Annotated in this window: 19 protein-coding genes; 9 read left to right on the top strand and 10 right to left on the bottom strand. The window is 69.6% G+C overall.

Annotated features, from left to right (window positions below):
- Positions 1–108: 108 nt before the first annotated feature.
- Positions 109–759 (bottom strand): class I SAM-dependent methyltransferase, encoded by a 651-nt coding sequence (locus tag ACIQD6_RS06650; protein WP_401878890.1) that lies wholly within the window; start codon positions 757–759, stop codon positions 109–111.
- A gap of 229 nt (positions 760–988) precedes the next feature.
- Positions 989–2,566 (bottom strand): phosphodiester glycosidase family protein, encoded by a 1,578-nt coding sequence (locus ACIQD6_RS06645; protein ID WP_401878887.1) that lies wholly within the window; start codon positions 2,564–2,566, stop codon positions 989–991.
- Between the two features lie 460 nt (positions 2,567–3,026).
- Here ACIQD6_RS06645 and ACIQD6_RS06640 point away from each other — a divergent pair, with 460 nt between their 5' ends.
- Complete coding sequence (locus ACIQD6_RS06640) at positions 3,027–3,431, top strand: nuclear transport factor 2 family protein (RefSeq protein WP_401878885.1); 405 nt, start codon at positions 3,027–3,029, stop codon at positions 3,429–3,431.
- Positions 3,432–3,592: 161 nt separating this feature from the next.
- Here ACIQD6_RS06640 and ACIQD6_RS06635 read toward each other — a convergent pair whose 3' ends face one another.
- From ACIQD6_RS06635 to ACIQD6_RS06625, 3 genes are all read right to left on the bottom strand, one after another.
- Complete coding sequence (locus tag ACIQD6_RS06635) at positions 3,593–4,366, bottom strand: aminotransferase class IV family protein (protein WP_401878882.1); 774 nt, start codon at positions 4,364–4,366, stop codon at positions 3,593–3,595.
- Between the two features lie 161 nt (positions 4,367–4,527).
- A complete protein-coding gene (locus ACIQD6_RS06630; protein ID WP_401878879.1) occupies positions 4,528–5,211 on the bottom strand; it encodes an NADPH-dependent F420 reductase in 684 nt (227 codons plus the stop codon).
- A 159-nt stretch (positions 5,212–5,370) separates the two neighbouring features.
- On the bottom strand, positions 5,371–5,844 hold the full coding sequence (locus ACIQD6_RS06625) for a nuclear transport factor 2 family protein (protein ID WP_401878877.1): 474 nt from the start codon (positions 5,842–5,844) through the stop codon (positions 5,371–5,373).
- A gap of 226 nt (positions 5,845–6,070) precedes the next feature.
- Between ACIQD6_RS06625 and ACIQD6_RS06620 the strand changes: the two genes are divergently transcribed.
- Complete coding sequence (locus ACIQD6_RS06620; RefSeq protein WP_401878875.1) at positions 6,071–6,505, top strand: RrF2 family transcriptional regulator; 435 nt, start codon at positions 6,071–6,073, stop codon at positions 6,503–6,505.
- Between the two features lie 109 nt (positions 6,506–6,614).
- Entirely contained in the window at positions 6,615–7,565 is a 951-nt protein-coding gene (locus tag ACIQD6_RS06615) for an alpha/beta fold hydrolase (RefSeq protein ID WP_401878872.1), read from the top strand.
- Between the two features lie 114 nt (positions 7,566–7,679).
- Here the strand turns inward: ACIQD6_RS06615 and ACIQD6_RS06610 are convergent, their stop codons facing one another.
- Both ACIQD6_RS06610 and ACIQD6_RS06605 read right to left on the bottom strand, forming a co-directional pair.
- Entirely contained in the window at positions 7,680–8,714 is a 1,035-nt protein-coding gene (locus tag ACIQD6_RS06610) for a multicopper oxidase domain-containing protein (RefSeq protein ID WP_401879552.1), read from the bottom strand.
- Positions 8,715–8,999: 285 nt separating this feature from the next.
- The gene (locus ACIQD6_RS06605; RefSeq protein WP_401878869.1) at positions 9,000–9,215 is read right to left on the bottom strand and encodes a hypothetical protein; all 216 of its coding nucleotides are present in this window, start codon (positions 9,213–9,215) and stop codon (positions 9,000–9,002) included.
- Between ACIQD6_RS06605 and ACIQD6_RS06600 the strand changes: the two genes are divergently transcribed.
- Complete coding sequence (locus ACIQD6_RS06600; protein WP_401878866.1) at positions 9,199–11,466, top strand: ThuA domain-containing protein; 2,268 nt, start codon at positions 9,199–9,201, stop codon at positions 11,464–11,466. The genes ACIQD6_RS06605 and ACIQD6_RS06600 overlap by 17 nt on opposite strands.
- 92 nt (positions 11,467–11,558) lie before the next feature.
- Entirely contained in the window at positions 11,559–13,721 is a 2,163-nt protein-coding gene (locus ACIQD6_RS06595; RefSeq protein ID WP_401879549.1) for an OmpL47-type beta-barrel domain-containing protein, read from the top strand.
- Positions 13,722–13,810: 89 nt separating this feature from the next.
- Here the strand turns inward: ACIQD6_RS06595 and ligD are convergent, their stop codons facing one another.
- Positions 13,811–14,824: a non-homologous end-joining DNA ligase gene (gene ligD, locus ACIQD6_RS06590; protein ID WP_401878863.1), complete on the bottom strand. Its 1,014-nt coding sequence runs from the start codon at positions 14,822–14,824 to the stop codon at positions 13,811–13,813.
- A 110-nt stretch (positions 14,825–14,934) separates the two neighbouring features.
- Between ligD and ACIQD6_RS06585 the strand changes: the two genes are divergently transcribed.
- Positions 14,935–16,026 (top strand): ATP-dependent DNA ligase, encoded by a 1,092-nt coding sequence (locus tag ACIQD6_RS06585; RefSeq protein WP_401878862.1) that lies wholly within the window; start codon positions 14,935–14,937, stop codon positions 16,024–16,026.
- 72 nt (positions 16,027–16,098) lie between these two features.
- Here the strand turns inward: ACIQD6_RS06585 and ACIQD6_RS06580 are convergent, their stop codons facing one another.
- Together ACIQD6_RS06580 and ACIQD6_RS06575 are read right to left on the bottom strand one after the other, a co-directional pair.
- A complete protein-coding gene (locus ACIQD6_RS06580; protein WP_401878860.1) occupies positions 16,099–16,536 on the bottom strand; it encodes a YchJ family protein in 438 nt (145 codons plus the stop codon).
- A 77-nt stretch (positions 16,537–16,613) separates the two neighbouring features.
- On the bottom strand, positions 16,614–17,384 hold the full coding sequence (locus ACIQD6_RS06575; RefSeq protein WP_401878857.1) for an IclR family transcriptional regulator: 771 nt from the start codon (positions 17,382–17,384) through the stop codon (positions 16,614–16,616).
- Positions 17,385–17,549: 165 nt separating this feature from the next.
- Here ACIQD6_RS06575 and ACIQD6_RS06570 point away from each other — a divergent pair, with 165 nt between their 5' ends.
- From ACIQD6_RS06570 to ACIQD6_RS06560, 3 genes are all read left to right on the top strand, one after another.
- Positions 17,550–18,713, top strand: coding sequence for a mandelate racemase/muconate lactonizing enzyme family protein (locus tag ACIQD6_RS06570; RefSeq protein WP_401878854.1), 1,164 nt, complete (start codon positions 17,550–17,552; stop codon positions 18,711–18,713).
- Positions 18,710–19,723 carry a zinc-binding dehydrogenase gene (locus ACIQD6_RS06565; protein WP_401878852.1) on the top strand — a complete coding sequence of 338 codons (1,014 nt, stop codon included), beginning with the start codon at positions 18,710–18,712 and terminating at the stop codon, positions 19,721–19,723. The genes ACIQD6_RS06570 and ACIQD6_RS06565 overlap by 4 nt, the downstream gene beginning before the upstream one ends.
- 133 nt (positions 19,724–19,856) lie before the next feature.
- Positions 19,857–20,882: a hypothetical protein gene (locus tag ACIQD6_RS06560; RefSeq protein WP_401878850.1), complete on the top strand. Its 1,026-nt coding sequence runs from the start codon at positions 19,857–19,859 to the stop codon at positions 20,880–20,882.
- Position 20,883: the final 1 nt, after the last annotated feature.

Raw genomic sequence — 20,883 nt, 5'->3', positions numbered from 1 at the left:
GAGCGCTGCCCTGACTCTTCAAGCGAACTCTTCAAGCGATACAGCCCGCGCACCTTAGCAAGCAACACCGTCAGCGCCTGGCAAGGGCGACAAGGACGACAAGGACGCTTACTGGACTTTGCGGACGAGCAGGTGAATCTCCTGGAACTGCCGTTGGTCGGTGGGCTGGGGCTCGCGAACCATCCGGGCCACCTCGGCCAACCCGGACTCGCGCAGCATCGCGGCGAGGTGGTCGGGCCACCACCGATAGGCCGGGGCGACTTTGTGATCGAAGACCTGCGTCGGGTGGGAGGGCGCTTCGCTTCCGGAAAAGCCGACCAGGAGGTGGCCGCCGGGTGCCAGCACGCGGTGGAACTCCCCCAGGATAACGGGGAGTTCCTCCGGCTGAGTGTGGATGATGGACCAACGTGAGAGTACGCCGCCCAGCACGCCGTCGGCGATGTTCAACGCGGCCATGGAGCCTACGTCGAACCGCAGGCCCGGATAGGCCTGTCGAGCCAGCCCGACCATCGTGGGTGAGGCGTCAACACCAAACACCGCCAGCCCCAACTCATCTAAATACGCGGTGATATGGCCGGGTCCGCACCCGAGGTCCGCGACCTGACCGTCCCCACTCGCACGGACGGCCTCGGCGAAGGCGCCCAGGATCGCGCGATCCAGGGGACTGTCACGGAGCGTGTCGCGGAACAGCTCCGCATAGGTGGAGGCAACAGCGTCATAGGCCTCGCGGGTGGCACCGAGGGCATCGAGTTCGACCATGCTCGCGACAATAGTCCCTGGCGAGGGGGCGAGCCGAGAGATTTTCGATCCTCCCGCCACCTCCCCGGGCCGACAGCTCTGTTCAAGCCAGTGTCGGCTGCTGTACCGCTGTGCTCAGCGCGTCGTGATACGTGCTGAGCACAGCGGATCGCTTCGCGCCCGGCCGCCGGTGACTGGCCCCGGCCGCCGGTAACTGGCCCGGGTCAGTGGCATGGTTCAGTGGCTTGGTTCAGTGGGTGGAGCGAGGCAGTACCTGGATGGTGTCGCCAACAGGGCGTTCACCCGTCGCGTCCGAAGGATGGTTGACGAGTTCGCCGTTGACGGCCATGGCGGTCGAGCCGCCGCCGTCGAGGTTGATGGCTTGGAGCGCGCCCTGGGACCGCATGAACGACGCGGCCTCCCGCAGGGTGAAGCCCTCGCTGCCGCCGGTCCGGCGGCCGTCGACCGTGACCAGGATCAGCCGGCCCTTGGCGTCGGTGCCCGCCATGGTTCGCGGCTGGCGGCTGTTGGCCCACGCGTAACCGAAGGAGAGGTCCTTCGGGTCCACGACTCCTTCGGTTGCCGCGTCGATGCTGACGCGGCCGTTCTTCACCAGCGTCGGGGCGGCGCTGACGATGCTGTCACGGCTGCCGAGGCGGACTCGGCGCCCGGCCTCGTCCCGGACGGTCTCGGCGACGTCGACCCGCTGTCCGGGCTTCGCGTGGGCGGTCAGCCAGCCGGCGGCCGAGCCGATGCCCTGGAGGACGGAGCCGCCGGCCGGCACCGTGCCGCCGCGGGTGCCCGCGGAGACGATCCGGCCGGAGGCGTCCAGCACGGCCTGGGCGCCGGCCCCGGTGGGCAGCGGGGCCTTGAAGGCGGGAGTGAACTTGACCAGGTCGTCGGCCGTGCGGCAGGTGACGTCCTGCCAGGGCTGTGTGCTCGGCCGGGCGCCGGGGCGGCCGCAGTTGCGTACGGTGCCGGGTACGCGGTTGATGCCCTGGACCTCGTATCGGGCCTTCCCGGCGGTGGCGGTGGCGCTGCTGGTGAGGTCGGCCATCCGGATGCGCTTGCCGCCGTCGCCGAGGACGAGTGCCGCCCGGGTGCCCGAGGACATCGACTCCAGCTTCCCGTCGTACGCCCCGAGTCCCGCCTGCGTGCCCTGCACGCCGTCGGTGTCCGCGGTGACGAAGAATCCGGCGTTGACGCCGACCAGCGAGTTCAGCTTCGCCGTGACGGACGAGGTCGTCGCGCGCCGCGTGACGTTGCCGTCGTGCGTACCGGCGATCGTGCCGGAGAAGGTGCGCGGGTCGATGATCGCGACGCGGATGTTCTGCTTGTCGGCCGGCTGGTCACTGTCGTACCCGGTCCACTCGGCCGTGGCGTGGAAGCCCGCCGCGGTGACCGCCTCGGCAGCGGCATCCGCCTCGTCCTGGGCGGCGTACGAACCGACACGGATCCGCAGGCCCATCAGGCCGCGCGGGGTGTCGCTGTAGGAAGGCCAGTCGATGGCGTCCACACGCGGGCGGAAGCCCTTGCTCCGCAACTGCGCGGCCGTGGCATCGGCCCAGTTCCGCGGTCCCACCTTGGCCCACGCGGCGGCACCGGTGAGCCGACTGGTGGTCGGTGCCTCGACGGTGACGGTCCAGGCCGGCTCCGCGGCCGGATTCGTCACCGTTCCGGTCCGCACCTCAACGCCCCTGGCGACCGACTGAGTGGTCCAGCGGGAGACGACGTGGGAGCCGGTCACGGCTCGGGCATCGGCAGTGCCGGGCGTCGAGGCCTGCGCGTCGACCGGCGCGCCGACGGACGTGACGGCTGCCAGCGTCATGGCCACGATCACGGCACGCGTGCGCACTGGACGCCGGGGCATGACGGCTCTGCCCTCACCAACTGGACTGGAGTGGTTCATGTTTCCTCACCGAAAGACGGAATGACCGGTCCGGAACGACTGCCTGCCGGACAGCGGGGACGCCCTCGATCTGATCACCGGCAAAAAGACGCGAACCGGACCGTTCGCCGACGTGAGCACGAAGAGCGAATTACCGGCAGGCGTACGTGTCGAGGCGCCCGCGTTCCCTGGTGAAACGGATCGGCGGGCAGTGCCCCGGCGTTCGGCGCGAGAGCTGAGCCGGGACCGCCAGACCATGAAGGGGTGCTCCCCCTCGGGCCCTGGGGGCCGGGGGCCGGGGGCCGAAGACCGGGGGACCTCCGCATCTGACGCCGCGCGCTGATCCGCCAGGGATCGCGGGGCAGCCCTTAGGCTGTCCCCGCTGCGGAAGGGCGGTGCCATGGATGCTGATTCCCTGATCAGGGCCGCGATCGAGGAGCATTGGCGAGCCTCGGAACGCGGGGATACCGAAGCCGAGCACGCCATCTACGCCACGGACGCGATCCTGGACTACCCGCAGTCGGGCGAGCGGTTCCAGGGCCGCGCGACGATTTCGGCGCAACGCGGCGGGCACCCGGCCGACCGGCACTTCACCGTCCGGCGGATCACCGGCCACGCGCATCTGTGGGTGAGCGAATGCATCATCACCTACGACGGTGTGCCTTCGTACTCGGTGAGCATCATGGAATTCGCCGACCGGCACGTGGTGCACGAGACGCAGTACTTCGCCGACCCCTTCGGCGCCCCGGCCCGGCGGGCCGCGCTCGCGGAGCCGATGCCGGGCCGGACCATCGCCGGAGCCTGATTCCTGCCCCCGTCCGGCTCAGCCGGCTGACCAGCCTGTCCACTGGGCGAGGTGTTCCGGTGGTTTCCTGTGGTCCATCCCGAAGCGGCGGGGTTTCACTTGCCCTGATCACCTCCGGGTGGGACCGGCCGCCCGCGACCACCGGCCCTGGAATCATGCGGCTACAGCGCGTCGCCCGGCAGCCCGGCGTATCCCTCCCGCAGGACGTCGATGACCGGGTGATGCCCTGCGAGTCCGGTGTCGTCGATTCCCGTGATGGCGCGCACGCCGATGGCCGCGTTCGTGGCGAACGCGGCGTGCATGGAGGGGACATCGGCGAGCGTGACCGGCGCGACGCGGTGTTCGCGTACCTCCTGGAGGAGCCGCATCGTCACCCCCTGGAGGCACGGCGCCTGCGGCCAGACCACCTGGTCACCGTCGAAGAAGCCGATGTTCCAGGTGCCGCCCTCGGAGATGAGCGAGTCGGCGCCGACGAAGAGCGCGTCGTCGAACCCGGCGAGCCGGGCCTCGCGACGCTGACGCAGGGCCCCGAACAGTCCGACGCTCTTGACCTCGGGGGTGTCGCGGTCGTACGGGACGGACCGTACCCGGATCGGCGGCAACGGACCGGCGGACGCGGCCCGTTGAGTGATCAGGACCTGGGGATCGGTGGCCAGCTCCGGATGGCCCAGGTCCAGGGAGGGGTCGAAGACCGTGACACGTATCGTGACCGCTCGCCGCGCCGGCGCGGCCTGCCGCAGCAGCGCGCGGACCCGGTCGAGGTCGAGATCCGTCCCGAACAGGGCCCGGCAGTCACGGCCGAGCCGGTCGAGGTGGAGCGCCAGCCCCCGTACCCGCCCGTCGTCCACGCGGAGGGTGGTGAAGTGACCGTAGTTGGTGAGGGCGAGAGCGGTGAGCTGATCCGGATCGACCGGCCGGCCGTTGAGTTCTGCCATGCGCCCAGCATGGCAGCCGGACCGGGCGCCCCGTCGGCAGCCCCGTCCCACCACGCAAGAAGCAGCGGTACCCCCTCTCCCGTACCGGAATTCCCACGTCACGGGAATTCCGGTACAAGAGACGGGGCGACCTGACGGGGGGCGACCTGCTTCTTGAAGGCTCAGCGCCGTGCCGACGCCAGCGCCGCGCTGACCTCGGCGGCAGAGGCGGGAGCGGCGGGCTGGTTCCTGTAGTTGTCGTCCTTGGTCACCGCGTAGGGCGCGCAGAAGGCCGGAGTGCCCAGTTGTGAGCGCCAGCTTTCGGTGAGCGGTCCCATGTCCACGGCGTCGTACCCGAGCAGCGAGAGCAAGTCGGCGGCGTGCTTCTTCGCGCCCGGGTCGTTGCCGGCGATCGGCAGGGCGGTGCGGTCGGCCGCGTCCACGGGGCGCGGCAGGGCCCTGAGGTGTTGGTAGTTGATGTTGTTGAACGCCTTCACGACGTGCGCCTCGGCCAGGTGCCGCTGGAGCAGTTCGCTGTCGGTGAGTTCGTGCGCTTCGAGCTCCGGGATGGTGCCGTCACGCGGGGCGTAGTAGTTACCGGTGTCGATGACCGTCTTGCCGGCGAGGGGCTCCTGGGGAACCGTCCCGACAGCGCCGACCGGGATCGTCACGACGACCCAGTCCCCGGCGGCTGCCGCCTGCGCGGGAGTGGCCGCACGGACCTGCGGCCCCAGTTCGTCCACGAGGCCGGAAAGCGTCTGCGGACCCCGCGAGTTGCTGAGCACGACGTCCAGGCCGGCGTTGACCGCCAGACGGGCGAGCGTGCCACCGATGAGTCCACTGCCGATGAGTCCAAGTGTCGCCATGCCTGGGAAACCTTCCAGTTGAGTGCCGATGCGCGCGCGCCTCGCCCCGTTGCAGACCCGTTGGGTCCAACGGGCCCCGCTCCGCCCCCGGCGACCGGGGCCTTCGCCGGCCCGCTGTGCGGGCGTCGGGGACGGGGACGGGGACGGGCCGCAGGGTGATCAGAAAACGTAGGGGATGTCGTGGATGACGCCCAGGTGACGGATGCGCCAGACGCCGTCGGTTCGGCGGAAGGTGAAGCGGTAGTACCCGGACTCGATCGGCTTGATGGTGCCCTGGGCGCCGAAGGTGCCGGCAGGCCAACCGCCCTCGGGCTTCCTGGTTCCGGCGACGTCGAAAGTGATGAACTGGGTATCGATGCCGGCCTCGTCGCCATCGACGGAGACCAGATGGTCGTAGGTGGTGTGGTGGCTCCAGCCCAGGGGCGGGTGCGGCGCCATGGCCGTGGACATGGCCGTTGCGATCTGCGCGCCTCCGGAGAGGGTTCCCAGCAACTCCATCCCCTCGGGCCCGCGGTAGTGGACCTCGACGACCGCGTCGGCCTCGAAGAGCTTTGACAGTGCCTCGCCGTCGCGCCAGTCCGCAGCACGGGTGTATCGGGAAACGATCTCCCTGATCTCGTTCTCGGTGCTCATGGCTTTCTCCGGTTCTCTCTGTGGTGCCTGTCGGTGTCCGGGCTTGTACGGCAGACGGGCGACCGGTCCCTTGTGCTCCGCAGGCGGACACCTTGGGTGATCACAATCTGCATGTTTGAAAAGTACATATACTTCGACGGAAGTGCAACTGTAAGAGTTGCTAATATGGGGGCGTCGGGAGCCACCCGGACCACGGGACCAAGTGGCGGAAGAAAGAGGTACGAGCATGCTGGACGTGAGGTTCTCCAGCGCGCTGAAGGCCATGCTCCTGCTGGGCCATGCCGAGGAGCAGGGCAGTCCCGTCCTCAGCTCGACCCAGCTCGCCAGGAGTCTGGACACGAACCCGAGCCTGGTGCGCAAGCTGATGGTTCCGCTGGTGCAGAACGCTCTCGTCGCGTCCATCAAGGGCCGCAGCGGCGGTGTCCGCCTCGGCCGGCCCGCGGACCAGATCACACTGGGGGAGATCTACCGCTCATCCGTCGGCGACAAGCCGCTGTGGTCCCCCCGGCCGGAGGGACCCCGGGAGTGCCTGGTCACCAACCACTCCGCCGAGTACTTCGCCAGGCTCACCGACGAGACCGAGGCAGCCGTCCTCGGCGCATTGGCAGGCCGCACCCTCGCCGACAGCCTCGACGAGCTGCGCGCTATCGACGCTCGCTGAGCACGCGTGGCGACAGCAGGGCCGAGCCCGGACGGACCGGAGGAAAGCACCCGCTCGTACCTTTCTCCCGCCTTGAACCGAATAGTCCACAAAGCGTTAGAGTCGAGGCATGACCGACGCCGCCATCGGCCCGAACGGCTCTCCCGACCGGAACCACGTCCCCGGGCTTCCGCTGCGCGACCTCGCGGGCTTCACCCACCGCTGGGTCGACGCGGAAGGAATCCGGCTACACGCCGTGGAGGGCGGTCGGTCGAGCGGCCCCACCGTCGTGCTGCTCGCCGGATTCCCGCAGACGTGGTGGGCCTGGCACAAGGCGATGCCGCGCTTTGCCGAACGCTTCCACGTGATCGCGATCGACCTGCCGGGGCAGGGCTACTCCGATCGCCCCCAGGGGAGTTACGACACTCACACCGCCGCCTCGCGCGTCCAGGCCGCGCTGACCGCGCTCGACGTGCCGAAGTACTGGCTCGTCGGCCACGACATCGGGGCCTGCGTCGCCTTCTCGCTCGCCCTGAAGCACCAGGACCGCGTACACGGCGTCGCCCTGCTCGACGCCGGCATTCCCGGAATCACCCTCCCGGACACCATCCCGACGGATCCCGAACGGGCCTGGAAGACCTGGCACTTGGCATTCCACCTGGTGCCCGAACTGCCCGAGACACTGATCACCGGCCGCGAACGTGAGTACGTGGGCTGGTTCTTGAGGGCCAAAACACTGTCCCCGGACACGTTCGACAGCGCCGATATCGACCACTACGCCGCCTCCATCGCAGCCGAGGGAGGACTCCGAGCGGCTCTCGCCTACTTCCGCGACGCCGCGGAATCGGCGCGCGAAAACCAGGACGCTCTCACTTCCGGACGAGGGCACCTGACCATCCCGGTCCTGGGAATCTCCAGCTCCCACGGCTCGATCCCCGACATGGCCGCCTCGCTCAGCCCGTGGGCAGAGGACGTGACGGGCGTCGTCATCCCGGAAGCCGGGCACTTCATTCCCGACGAGCAACCCGACGCGACGGTGGACGCGTTGACCGCGTTCATCGATCACGCGCGCGTCGGGTAGAGCGTGTCAGGGAGTCCGCCGACACCAGATCCTCCGCACCCGGCCCCGACTCCGACCTCGGCCTTGACCTCGATCTCGACCTCGGCAACCTAACGATCGTTTACGGGACTGCCCTCAGTGGCCCGAATGATCCGCCTTCGATCCGTCCGCCTTCTTCGAGGCCTTCGCGCCATCCCCGCCCATCGGATGGTCCGGATCATGTGGCTCGTACCCCGGGATCGTGCCGTCCGTCTTCTTCACCAGCAGCAGTCCCGCCATCCCCATGTCCGAGTGGCTCTGGACATGGCAGTGGTACATCCAGGCGCCCGCGCCCACGCGTTCGCCCGCGATGATCTGGAAGCCGAAGGAGTCCGCCGGGCCCGTGATCTTGTTGTCGATCACGCGACTCGGGTCGTCGGGACCGGTGAGCAGGCCCGTCCTGTTGTCCGCCCAGCGGTGACCGTGCATATGGAACGTGTGGTAGAACTCGCCGTGCGTGATCATGATGATCTCGACGCGATCCCCCACCGTGGCCTCGAAGTTGGGGGATTCCGCCCCCGGCTTGTTGTTGATCGTCATGTCGTTGAAGACGATCGTGAACTGCTTGTCCGGCAGGATGTCGCCCTGCCTGCGGACCACCACCGGACCGTAGAGCCCCTTGCGGATGCCGCCGGTGCCGTGGTCCGTGCCGACGACATGGTCGTGGTAGTGCCAGTACCCGGCGCTGCCCGCCTGCCAGGTGCCGTCCTTGCGCCTGCCCGGGGCGTGGGTGCGCCAGGTGTACGTGCGGGTGCCGCCGGGTTCGACGTGACTCTTGCTCATCCGGGTACCGTCGTTGGCGATGTCGTAGTCCACGCCGTGGACATGGAGACTGACGTCCACGTCCGTCGTGTTCTCGAACTCGATATGGACGGTGTCGCCCTCGATCAGCTCGATCAGCGGGCCCGGCACGGTCGCCTTGCCCTTCTCGAAGCCGTATCCCAGCTGACCGCCCGCCAACTTCTCCGCGTAGAGCTTGAGATGGCGCACCGTCCCGCCCGCCGGGGAGGTCCTGGGCGGACTCTCCGCGGAGGTCGCCGCCGGGGCCGAGGCGACGGACAACGATGTCACCCCTGTCGCGGCCACCGCGCCGCCCGCCAACAGGCGCCGGCTGAAACTCCGTCTGTCCATGGCCATACCGAACTCCCCTGTGCCGTACGGAGGTTGACGGGGCCCGTCAGGCGCTGTCCGGCGGACCCGGGGTCCCGGCCGGCCGACCGAGCGGGTCCGCCGGACAGCGCCTGACGCCCCGGGGACGGCCACACGGTAGACCAGCGACCTTCGTTTATCCACACTCAGGACAAAGTTGGTGGAATTGCGGTCGTACCTATTGGCGAGTCGGCGAAAGAGGTCTAGCTTCAGGCGCTGTTGCTGTGACCAAAGAGGGGTGGGTGAACACATGCAGCGCGCACCACGTCACCGGTCGAGATCCAGACGCGGGATGGCCGCGGCCCTGGCCGCCGGAGCCATGGCGGCGTCCTTGCTCGGCGGTAATGCCGCCACGGCCAGGCCGTACCCGGAGCCGACATCGACAACGTTGTCCCTTCCGTCGCCGCCCGGCGGGGAGAACGTCAGGGTTCTTGTCTTCCACGCCTCGGCCACCGAGGAGTCGCCGGTGGTCGACGCCGGCATCGAGGCCATCGAGTCGATCGGCCTGACAGGACCGTCCGCGGGCCGCTTCAAGACCGTGGCCACGGACGACGGTTCGGTCTTCACCGACGCCGAAAAGCTCGGCAAGTACAACGCGGTCGTCTTCCTCACGGGCGGCGGCGATGTGCTCGACCCCGACCAGGAGGCGGGGCTGGAGGCCTATGTGGAGGCCGGTGGCGGCTTCCTCGGCATCCATGACGCCGCCCGTACGGAACCGTACTCCGACTGGTTCACCGGGCTGATCGGCGCCCGTCCCGCGGCCACGAGCCCCACCACGGTGCAGCGCGCGACCGTCGAGGTCGGCGACCGGGTCCATCCGGCGACGAAGAACCTCCCGCTGGAGTGGAAGCGCCCCGACAAGTGGATCAACTGGGCCACCAATCCCACCGGCAAGGTGCACACCGTCGCCCGGGTCAGGGAAGCCGCCTACAAGCCCGGTACCGGCGCCAACGGCGCCGACCATCCCATCTCCTGGTGCCGTGACTACGACGGCGGCCGGTCCTTCTACACCGGCATGGGCGGTACGGCCGAGTCGTACGCCGAAACAGACTTCCGCGACCACCTTCGCGGCGCACTCCAGTGGACGACCCGTATCTCCCGGGCCGACTGCAAGGCGACGATCGACTCCAACTACAAGGCGGAGCGCCTCACTCAGCCGAACCAGGCCGGCCAGCAGGACCAGATCGGCGAGCCGCACGGCGTGGTCGTGGCACCCGACGGGCGCGTGCTGTACATCGGCCGCGGCGGCGGCGACAACAGCGCCCCCGTGGTGACGGACTGGAACAACCCGGACGTCGGCAAGGGCGTGGGCCAGATCCATGTCTACGATCCGAAGACGAAGAAGGTGACGCTCGCCGGCGCGCTGTCGATCTTCGGCAACAAGGGCGGCGGCGAGGAGCTGATCAAGGTCGAGGAGGGGCTGCTCGGCATCGAGCTGGACCCCGCCTTCGCGTCCAACGGCCAGGTGTATCTGCACTACACGCCGCACTCCCAGCTCAACCGTGACACGCGGATGGCCGAACGTCGCGTCTCCCGCTTCACGTTGGACCTGACGACCAACAAGCTGGACCTCGCCTCCGAGAAGGTCCTGCTGAAGTGGCCGGTGCAGGTGCACAGTTGCTGCCACTCCGGCGGCGGCATGGCCTGGGACTCGAAGGGCAACCTCTACATCGCGACGGGCGACAACAACTCGTCGGGATTCAGCGACGGTTACTCGGGCAACAACCCGCAGCCCAACTACAAGGGCGTCTCCTTCGCGGACGCGCGCCGCACCGCGGGCAACACCAACAACCTCAACGGCAAGATCCTGCGTATCCACCCGGAGGCCGACGGCACCTACACACTGCCCGACGGCAACCTGTTCACGGGCAAGGAGCAGGCCGAGGGCGGCGGAAAGACCCGCGGCGAGATCTATGTGATGGGCGTGCGCAACCCGGCGCGTATCTCCATCGACAAGAAGACCGACACGCTGTATGCGGGCTGGGTCGGCCCGGACGCGGGCGAGCCGAGCACCACCTGGGGCCCGGCGAAGTACGACACGTTCTCGGCGATCACCAAGGCGGGCAACCACGGCTGGCCGTTCTGCATGGGCAACAACCAGCCCTACCGGGACCGCAATCTGCCCGACCCGTCCAAGCCGCTGGGCTGGTACAACTGCGCAGCCCCGAAGAACGAATCCCCCAACAACAACGGTCTGGTGAACCTGCCGCCCGTCACCGGCAACACCATCTGGTACTCCCCGCAGGGCGGCGCCCCGGACTACCCGCGCGACGCGAACGGCATCCCCAGCTACAAGGCGTCGGAGGCCACCTACCTGCTGCCGTGGCTCAAGGGCGGCGGCCAGGCGACCATGGACGGCCCCCTCTACCGGTACGACGCGCAGAGCGCCAGTGCGGAGAAGTGGCCGGAGTACTGGGACGGCAAGTGGTTCGTCGGTGACTTCTACGACGCGGCGGCCAGCCCGCGTCACGCGGTGATGACCGACCCCAAGACCGTCGGCAAGGGCGGCCTGCCCGTGCACGCCGAGTCGCTGAAGAAGATCATCCCGGTCGGCCAGGGCGGCATCCGTAACCTCATGGACTGGAAGTTCGCGCCGGACGGTTCGCTCTACGTCCTCGACTACGGGCGCGGATTCTTCACCTCCGACGCCGAGTCCGCGCTGTGGCGTGTGACGTACAAGGGCGGCGAGCCGACTCCAGCCGCCGCCGACCTGGTCAGAAAGGCGGAGCAGTGAGACACCGACCACAACGCCCGTGGCGGGCTTCGCGGCCACATCTCCTGAGGTCACCCGCGCGCCTGTGGACGGCCCTGGTGGGCGCGTTCCTGATGGTGCTGGGGCTGACCTCCACGGCGGCGTACGGCCGTGCGGACGACAGCCCGGCCGCGCCGAAGGCGGCCGCCCAGGTGCTCACCTGGACGGCCGGCGACCCCATCGACAAGTACCTCACCTTCCCGACCACGGCGGTGGCCGGGGCGACCACGATCGTCTTCGAGAACAGCACGGCCACCGGCAACACCACCGGGATGCCGCACACGCTGACCTTCGACACGTCCGACCCCGAGTACAACAGCGACGTGCAGCTGAACATCCTGGCCAACCCCGGTGACGCCAACGGCGGCAAGTACACCGCCGAGGTCAACCTGACGCCGGGCAAGTACCGCTTCCACTGCTCCATCCCGGGCCACGGCACGATGAACGGCGTCCTCACCGTGACCGAGGCGGGCGGCGGCGACGACACCACCGCTCCCGGGACCGCGGCCAAGGTCGACGGGCAGAAGAACGCCGACGGCGCGTACGTCGGTTCCGCGACGGTGACGGTGACGGCCACCGACGACGGCTCGGGTGTGGCGACGACCGAGTACGCGGTCGGGGCCGACGGCGCCTGGCAGCCGTACACCGCCCCGGTGGTGGTCGACAAGGTCGGCGACCACACCATCCGTTACCGGGCCACCGACAAGGCGGGCAACGCGGCGGCGGAGAAATCCGTCGACTTCACGGTGGTGGCCCCGTCGAACGACGACAAGACCCCGCCGGAAACCTCGGCGACGGTGAGCGGCGAGAAGGACGACGCGGGCAACTACCTGTCGATGGCCACGGTCACCGTCACCGCGTCGGACACCGGCTCGGGCGTCAACACCATCGAGTACGCGCTCGGGGCGGACGGCGCCTGGCAGCCGTACACCGCTCCGGTGATGGTCCACGAGACCGGCGCCCACAAGGTCCGCTACCGCGCGACCGACAAGGCGGGCAACGCGGCGGCCGAGAAGTCCGTCGACTTCACCGTCGTGAAGCCCCCGGTGAAGGACACCACGCCGCCGGTGGCCGGGGCGGCCGTGGACGGCACCAAGAACTCCAACGGCGCCTACATCACCAGCGCCAAGGTGACACTGACCGCGACCGACACCGAGTCGGGTGTGGACAAGATCGCGTACTCCCTGGACGGCGGTCCCTACCTCGCGTACACCACGCCCGTGATCGTCGACAAGGTCGGCTACCACGCGCTCGCGTACCGGGCGACCGACAAGGCGGGCAACACCTCGCAGGCCAAGCAGTTGTCGTTCACCATCGCGCAGGGCGGCGGCGTTCCGGCGCCCAACTGCCCTGAGTTCGATGAGCGGTTGACGGTCATCGTCGGTACGGTCGACTCGGGTGTGCCGAACCGGCTCACCCGTAGCCGGTGCACCGTCAACGAACTGATCGAGGACGAGAAGGAGTGGACCTCCCAGGCCCTCTTCCTCAAGCACGTCGACAGTGTGCTCGACAAGCTGCTGGCCGACACGGTCATCGACGCGCGCGAGTTCACGGCGATCACCAAGGCCGCCAAGCAGTCCAAGATCGGTACCCCGGGCCAGACCGAGGGCTACCGCGATCTCTTCGACGGTACGGCGGAGTCCCTCGCCAAGTGGGAGCAGGTCGGCGGCGGCAAGTTCACCCTCACCGGCGACCGTGCCATCACCAGCAGCACGACGGTCGACGGCATGGGCATGCTGTGGTTCCCGCAGCGCACGTACGGCGACTTCTCGCTGAAGCTCCAGTTCCGTGACGACGCCCCGGGCACGGGCAACGCCAACGGCGGTGTCTTCGTCCGCTTCCCGAACGTCCACAACCACCCGGAGGAGTCCCGGCCGGAGTGGGTCGCCATCAACTACGGGCACGAGATGCAGATCCTCGACCGCCCGGACGGCGACCTGTACAAGACCGGCTCGGTCTACGGCTTCGACCGGGTGGGCCTGGGCGGCGCGGGCGTCACCCCGAAGGGCACCTGGAACGACTACGAGATCCGCGCCGTCGGCCAGCACTTCACGATTCTGCGCAACGGAGTCGTGATCAACGAGTTCGACAATGTGGCCGGCCAGACGTTCTACCCGGAGCGGGCCGGCGACCCGGGCACGGACGGCCGGCGGTACGCCACCGGTTATGTCGGGCTCCAGGTCCACGGCACGACGGATGTGATCTCGTACCGCGACATCCGCATCCAGGAGCTGTAGAGAGGTAGTCAGTCCCGGTTCACCGGTGTGGTGCCCCCTCTCCGTGCGGTCCGCGCGAGAGGGGGCACCACACCTGCCTTATAGGGGCGTTACGAGTCCTCGTGCCGCGCCCGGCTCGGCTGGACCCGTTTCGGCTCCCCCGGCATCTTCGGATAGTCGGGCGGATACGGCTTGTCCCCCAGCCCGTGGTCCCGTTCGTACCGGTCGGCCAGCTCCAGCAGCCCCTCCAGGCTGTCCAGCCGGTCCCCCATCCCCGCGTGGACGTCGCCCAGTTCGGCGTAGCGCACCGGCATGGTCGCCAGGTCGAAGTCGCGCGGCGCGACATCGTCCAGCTCTGCCCAGCGCAGCGGCGCGGAGACCGGCGCGTGCGGCTTGGGGCGTACGGAGTAGGCGGAGGCGATGGTGCGGTCGCGGGCGGTCTGGTTGTAGTCGACGAAGATCCGCTCACCGCGTTCCTCCTTCCACCAGGCCGTGGTCACCCGGCCCGGCATCCGCCGTTCCAGCTCGTGCCCGATGGTGATGGCGCACCTTCGCACCTCGGTGAACGTCCAGCGCGGTTCGATCGGTACGAAGACGTGGAGGCCACGGCCGCCGGACGTCTTGGGCCAGCCGTGCAGCCCCTGTTCGTCCAGGAAGGCGTGCAGTTCGTGGGCGGCGGCGACCGCGTCCTTGAAGTCCGTGCCCGGCTGCGGGTCCAGGTCGATGCGCAGCTCGTCGGGGTGGTCGGTGCGGTCCCTGCGTACCGGCCAGGGGTGGAAGGTGAGGCAGCCGAGGTTCGCCGCCCAGATCACGGCGGCCACCTCCGTCGGACAGATCTCGTCGGCCGAGCGTCCGCTGGGGAATTCGATCCGGGCCGTGGGGATCCAGTCGGGCAGGTTCTTGGGCGCCCGCTTCTGGAAGAAGGACTCGCCCTCGACGCCCTCGGGGAAGCGTTCCAGGGTGGTCGGCCGGTCGCGCAGGGCGCGGGTGATTCCCGGCGCCACGGCCAGGTAGTACCGCGCGACATCGAGCTTGGTGAAGCCGCGCTCGGGAAAGTAGACCTTGTCCGGGCTGGACAGCCGTACGGGCCTGCCGTCCGCCTCCAGCTCCACCGCTGCACCCATGTGGGTCACGGTAGGCGGGGTGGGCGGGGTGCGCATATCGGGCGGCCGGGCGGTGCGTACGCGGCGGCCCATATCGGGCGGAGGGAGAGGTTCCCGAGCACAATCGGGGCATGGATCTGCCCGTGATGCCGCCTGTGAGGCCCATGCTCGCCAAGTCCGTGGCGCGTATCCCGCCCGGGATGTTGTACGAGGCCAAATGGGACGGCTTCCGGGCGATCGTCCACCGCGACGGCGACGAGGTGGTGATCGGCAGCAGGACGGGGAAGTCGCTCTCGCGCTACTTTCCCGAGCTGGTCACGGCTCTGCGCGCCGAGTTGCCCGAGCGCTGTGTGGTCGACGGCGAGATCGTGATCGTCCATGAGGGCCGGCTGGACTTCGACCGGCTCACCGAACGTATCCATCCGGCGAAGTCCCGGGTGGACATGCTCGCCGAACGGACCCCGGCGAGCTTCGTGGCCTTCGATCTGCTGGCCCTCGGCGACAGCTCACTGCTCGCCGTCCCGCAGGCGCGGCGCAGGGAGGCGCTGGAGGCAGCGTTCGCCGGAGCGGGGCCGCCGGTGCATCTCGCGCCCGCCACCACCGATATCGAGCTGGCCCGAGTGTGGTTCGAGCAGTACGAGGGGGCCGGGCTCGACGGAGTGGTCGCCAAGCCCCTCGATCTGCCGTACCGGCCGGACACCCGGTCGATGTACAAGATCAAGCACGAGCGGACGGCGGACGTGGTCGTCGCCGGGTACCGGCTCCACAAGAGCGGTCCGGTGGTGGGATCGCTGCTCCTCGGCCTGTACGACGCTCAGGGCGTCCTTCAGCATGTCGGGGTCTGCGCCGCGTTCTCGATGAAGCGCCGCTCCGAGCTGGTGGGCGAACTGGCGCCGCTGCTCATGGAGTCGGCCGAGGGCCATCCCTGGGCCGCCTGGACGGACGAGGCGGCCCACGAGACCGCGCGGCTGCCGGGCGCGCCGAGCCGCTGGTCCGGTACGAAGGACCTGTCGTGGCTTCCGCTGCGGCCGGATCTGGTGTGCGAGGTCGCGTACGACCACATGGAGGGCGACCGGTTCCGGCACACGGCGCAGTTCCGCCGCTGGCGCCCGGACCGTACGCCCGCGAGCTGTACGTACGAGCAGTTGGAGGAGCCGGTGCGGTACGACCTGACGGAGGTGCTGGCGTCGCCGGGACAGCGGGAAGAGCGGCCCGGATCCTGAGGACGCCCTCCTGGCTGCTCGAACGCCCGCTTGCTCCCCGAAGATGCCGTCCTACTCCTCGGAGATGTCGTCCTACTCCTCGAAGGTGCCGTCCACATAGACCCAGGCGCCCTCGTGGCGTGCGAAGCGACTCCGCTCGTGAAGGGCTCCCGGGCTGCCCTGACGGGTGAAGCGGGCACGGAAGGTGACCGTTCCGGTGGTGTGGAACGCGCTGCCGTCCGTGGTGTCCAGGATCTCCAGGCCGGTCCACCGCATCGCGGGGTCGAGCTCCAGGTCCGGCGGGCGGGTGGCGGGGTCCCAGGTCGTGAGCAGATACCGCGCGTCACCGACGACGAAGGCGCTGTAGCGGGAACGCATCAGGAGCTCGGGAGTGGGGGCCGTGGCGGGGCCGGTGTGGAACCGCCCGCAGCAGTCTCCGTACGTGGCCGGCAGACCGCAGGGGCAGGGGGAGGCGGCGGTGACGGCGGACCGGCCGGACCGGGCCGCGCGCGAGGTGGGGCGTCGGGGCATGCCCTCATTCTGCCCGCGCGCGGCGCGTGGTCCGTGCCGCGCCTACGGCGACCCCGACGCCCGCGCCCGGACAGGGGCTACGGCTGCCCCCGGTGTCCGAGACGTACGGACAGCGCGCTCGCGCCCTTGACGGCCAGCTGCGCCAGCTCCTCCTCGCGCTCGTCGCTCCAGCGGATCATCGGCACGGAGATGGACATCGCCGCGACGACCCGGCCCGCGCTGTCCCGTACCGGCGCGGCCACACAGCTCACATCGGGGTTGGACTCGCGGTGCTCGACGGCGATTCCGCGCTCCCTGATCCCCGCCAGCTCCACCCGCAGCGCCTCCGGGTCGGTCAGGCTGGCGGGGGTCATCGCGATGAACTCGTGCTCGGCGATGCGGACTTCCAGCTCGGTCTGCGGCAGCGAGGCGAGCAGCATCTTGCCGACCGAGGTGCAGTGGGCGGGCAGCCTGCGCCCGGCGGCGGAGACCATCCGGACCGCGTGAGTGGAGTCCACTTTCGCGATGTAGATGACGTCCGTGCCCTCCAGGATGGCGACATGGACGGTCTCGTCACAGGTCTGCGCGACCTCACGGGCGACCTGCCGGCCTTCGGCGGCGAGGTCGAGCTGTTCCGCGTACCGGCTGCCGAGCTGGTAGGCACGTACACCGAGCCGGTAGCGGCCGGGCTGGGCGGGAACGGGTGCCAGGTACGAGCGGGCCGCGAGCGTGGTGAGCAGTTCGTGCACCGTGGTGCGTGGCAGTTGCAGTTTGCGGATGACATCGGGTGCGGAGAGCGTGCCGTCGCCCTCCAGGAACAGTTCGAGTATGTCCAGAGCCCGCGTCACCGCGGGGACCAGCCGTCCCATGGCCGACCACCCCCACCTCTTCGTTCGGTACTTCGGCCAGTGGCCGGAATGACGAACACAGGCTAACCGCCGCGCAACCCATTGACACCCCCTGGGCTGCCTGAATACCGTCACGCCACGATTTCGAACATGTGACGAAATACCGAACACCGAAGGGCAAGTGCCGTGCGCATAACGGGAATCAGCACACACGTGGTCGGTACGCCCTGGCGTAACCTCACCTACGTCCTGGTCCACACCGACGACGGACTCACCGGTGTCGGTGAGACGCGCATGCTCGGCAGGACCGACGCGCTGATCGGCTATCTGCGCGAAGCCGAGGCCAACCACATCCAGGGCTCCGATCCGTTCGCGGTCGAGGACCTCGTACGACGGATGAAGTACGGCGACTACGGGCGGGCCGGCGAGATCGTGATGTCGGGCATCGCGGTCGTGGAGATGGCCTGTTGGGACATCAAGGGCAAGGCGCTGGGCGTTCCGGTGTGGCAGTTGCTCGGCGGCAAGGTCACGGACAAGGTGAAGGCGTACGCCAACGGCTGGTACACCACCGAGCGTACCCCGGACGCCTACCACAAGGCAGCCGAAGCGGTGGTCGCGCGCGGCTACCGGGCCCTGAAGATCGACCCGTTCGGGACCGGGCACTTCGAGCTGGACCGGGCCGCGAGCAATGACGCGGTGGCGCTGATCGAGGCGGTACGGGACGCGATCGGGCCCGAGGCCGAGCTGATGCTGGAGATGCACGGCCGGTTCAGCCCGTCGACCGCCGTACGGCTGGCGCGCGAGATGGCCCCGTACGCCCCGGCGTGGCTGGAGGAGCCGGTGCCGCCGGAGAACCTCAAGGCGCTGAGCAAGGTCGCCGACAAGGTGGAGCTGCCGATCGCGACCGGCGAACGCATCCACGACCGGATCGAGTTCCGTGAGCTGTTCGAGTCGGGGGCCGCCGACATCATCCAGCCGGATGTGGGGCACATCGGCGGCATTCTGGAGACCCGGAAGCTGGCCGCGACCGCCGAGACGCACTACACGCTGATCGCGCCGCACAACGTCGGCGGTTCCGTACTGACCGCCGCGAGTCTCCAAGTGGCCGCGTGCACACCGAACTTCAAGATCCTCGAACACTTCAACGACTTCGCGGACGCCGACATCAAGAAGGTGGTCACCGGCGCTCCGCAGGTCGACCCCGAGACGGGCTGCTTCGAGGTGTCGCACGCGCCGGGGCTCGGTGTCGAGTTCGACGCGGAGGCCGCGGCCGAATTCCCGCAGCAGCAGGCGCGGTTCGACCTGTGGGCCGAGGGCTGGGAGAAGCGCGCCCCGAAGGCTCCCCGATGACCAGCCGTGCCGTCGTCGTCGAACGGCCCGGTGTCCACCGGCTGGTGAGCGGCGCCGAGCCGGTGCCGGGTCCTGGCGAGGTGCTGGTGCGGGTCGCCGCGGCCGGTATTTGCATGAGCGACCGCGAACTGTACGACGGCCGGCGCGACCCGGACTATGTCCGCTACCCGGTCACTCCGGGGCACGAGTGGTCGGGCACCGTCGAGGCGGTGGGCGCGGGCGTCGGCGGCGAGCTGATCGGCCGCCGGACGGTCGCCGAGGGGTTCCGCGCCTGCGGAGTGTGCGACCGGTGCCGCAGCGGCGAGACGTCGTTGTGTACCGCCGGGTACGAGGAGACGGGCTTCACCTGTCCCGGCGCGTTCGCCGACCATGTCGTCGTCCCCGCACGGCTGTTGCACCCGCTCGCCGACGACGCCGACCTGCGGGCCGCGGCCCTGCTGGAGCCGGCCGCGGTGGTGGCCGCCGCCGTACGGTCCTCGCACCCGGAGCCGGGTGAGCGGATCGCGGTGGTGGGCGCCGGAACGCTGGGGCTGCTCGCCGTGCAGCTGCTCGCCGCCTCCTCCCCCGGCGAGCTGACCGTGATCGATCCGCGGCCCGAACGGGGCCTCAAGGCACGGGAGTTCGGGGCGACCGGGGCTCTCGTACCGGAGGAGGCGAAGGAGGCTCACGGGCGGTACGACCTGGTCGTGGAGACGGCCGGGGCGCCGACCACGGCCGCCTCGTCCTGTCTGCTGGCGCGGCGCGGCGGCCGGGTGACACTCACCGGGATGTTCACACCGGGCGCGAGCGGTATCGACCCGGCGCATCTGTCGGTGAACCAGCTGACGGTACGGAGTGTCTTCGGCGCGCCGTCCGCCGCCTGGGCCTTCGCCGTACGGGCGTTCACCACCGGCCTGCTGAACCCGGGGCCGCTGGTCACCCACGAATTCCCGCTGGAGCGGTACGAGGAGGCCGTGTCGCTGGTCGGCGGAGGTGATCCCGGCACCGGAAAGGTGCTGCTGCGCCCGTGACACCCCCACCACGTAGGCCGTACCCCACCCGGACTCGCACACCCGCTGTACCGCACCCGGACTCGCACACCGCCGTACCGCACACGACCGGCGCGCATGACCGACGCGCTCGACCGAACCGAAGGACTCGTCCGTGACCGACGCATCAGCCCCCGCCCCCCGCCGCCCAGGCGAGCAGGCGCTCGCCACGCTCGGCCTGGCCGCGCCCGCCGACCACCCCGCCGACGCCTCCGCCCATGCCTTCCCCGACGGGGGCCGCTGGCGCACCGAGATCCCCTCCGTCGAAGGGCCCGAGTGCCTCGCCGAGGTCCTCAAGGAGTCCTCCCGGCTCGACGTACCGGTGCACCGCATCAGCCAGGGCAGCGGTGTGTGGATGCTCTCCGACGCCGACATCACCGAGATGACCGACGCCTGTGCGGCCCGCGACATCGAGCTGTGCCTGTTCACCGGACCGCGCGGCACCTGGGACACCGGCGCCTCGACCCGTACGGACTCCGGGGGCGCGGGCCTGCGTGCACGCGGCCACAGCGCCCTGGCCGGCTGCGTCGAGGACGCTGTGCGCGCCACGGAACTCGGTGTGAAGTGCCTGCTCGTCGCCGACGAGGGCGTGCTGTGGACGCTGCACCGGCTGCGTGCCCAGGGCGTGCTGCCCGCAGACATCACGTTCAAGGTCTCGGCACTGATCGGCCCGGTCAACCCCGCGTCGTACTCGGTGTTCGAGCGTCTGGGGGCCGACTCGGTCAATATCCCCTCGGATCTGACGCTCGCTCAGCTCACCGAGATCCGCCGGACCAGCCGCGCCCCCATGGACCTCTACATCGAGGCCCCGGACGACCTCGGCGGCTATGTCCGGATGTACGAGGCGGCCGAGCTGATCCGGCGCGGCTCCCCGCTCTACATCAAGTTCGGCCTGTCGAAGTCCCCGGGGATCTATCCGTACGGCGCCCAGATGCGCGAGACGGCGCTCAGCAGCGCCCGCGAGCGGGTCCGGCGCGGACGGCTGGTCCTCGATCTGCTCATCCGGCACGGCGCCGACGGCGGAATGTCACCGCTCGGCTCCCGGCTGCCGGGGCCCCTCAGCCGTTTCTCCCTCACCGACGACACCGACGACATCACCGACACGACCGACACCACTGACACCACCGACACCAAGGACTGAT

Origin of the sequence: Streptomyces sp. NPDC088400 (assembly GCF_044753355.1) — a bacterium.
In the GTDB taxonomy this organism is placed as follows: Bacteria; Actinomycetota; Actinomycetes; order Streptomycetales; family Streptomycetaceae; genus Streptomyces.
The sequence above is the reverse complement of the archived record's forward strand: the minus strand, read 5'-3'. Positions and strand labels throughout refer to the sequence as shown.

Coding starts and splice junctions, on each gene's coding strand:
- ACIQD6_RS06650 (WP_401878890.1), bottom strand. CDS start 759: ATGGTCGAACTCGATGCCCTCGGTGCCACCCGCGAGGCCTATGACGCT.
- ACIQD6_RS06645 (WP_401878887.1), bottom strand. CDS start 2,566: ATGACGCTGGCAGCCGTCACGTCCGTCGGCGCGCCGGTCGACGCGCAG.
- ACIQD6_RS06640 (WP_401878885.1), top strand. CDS start 3,027: ATGGATGCTGATTCCCTGATCAGGGCCGCGATCGAGGAGCATTGGCGA.
- ACIQD6_RS06635 (WP_401878882.1), bottom strand. CDS start 4,366: ATGGCAGAACTCAACGGCCGGCCGGTCGATCCGGATCAGCTCACCGCT.
- ACIQD6_RS06630 (WP_401878879.1), bottom strand. CDS start 5,211: ATGGCGACACTTGGACTCATCGGCAGTGGACTCATCGGTGGCACGCTC.
- ACIQD6_RS06625 (WP_401878877.1), bottom strand. CDS start 5,844: ATGAGCACCGAGAACGAGATCAGGGAGATCGTTTCCCGATACACCCGT.
- ACIQD6_RS06620 (WP_401878875.1), top strand. CDS start 6,071: ATGCTGGACGTGAGGTTCTCCAGCGCGCTGAAGGCCATGCTCCTGCTG.
- ACIQD6_RS06615 (WP_401878872.1), top strand. CDS start 6,615: ATGACCGACGCCGCCATCGGCCCGAACGGCTCTCCCGACCGGAACCAC.
- ACIQD6_RS06610 (WP_401879552.1), bottom strand. CDS start 8,714: ATGGACAGACGGAGTTTCAGCCGGCGCCTGTTGGCGGGCGGCGCGGTG.
- ACIQD6_RS06605 (WP_401878869.1), bottom strand. CDS start 9,215: ATGCCGGCGTCGACCACCGGCGACTCCTCGGTGGCCGAGGCGTGGAAG.
- ACIQD6_RS06595 (WP_401879549.1), top strand. CDS start 11,559: ATGGTGCTGGGGCTGACCTCCACGGCGGCGTACGGCCGTGCGGACGAC.
- ligD (WP_401878863.1), bottom strand. CDS start 14,824: ATGGGTGCAGCGGTGGAGCTGGAGGCGGACGGCAGGCCCGTACGGCTG.
- ACIQD6_RS06585 (WP_401878862.1), top strand. CDS start 14,935: ATGGATCTGCCCGTGATGCCGCCTGTGAGGCCCATGCTCGCCAAGTCC.
- ACIQD6_RS06580 (WP_401878860.1), bottom strand. CDS start 16,536: ATGCCCCGACGCCCCACCTCGCGCGCGGCCCGGTCCGGCCGGTCCGCC.
- ACIQD6_RS06575 (WP_401878857.1), bottom strand. CDS start 17,384: ATGGGACGGCTGGTCCCCGCGGTGACGCGGGCTCTGGACATACTCGAA.
- ACIQD6_RS06565 (WP_401878852.1), top strand. CDS start 18,710: ATGACCAGCCGTGCCGTCGTCGTCGAACGGCCCGGTGTCCACCGGCTG.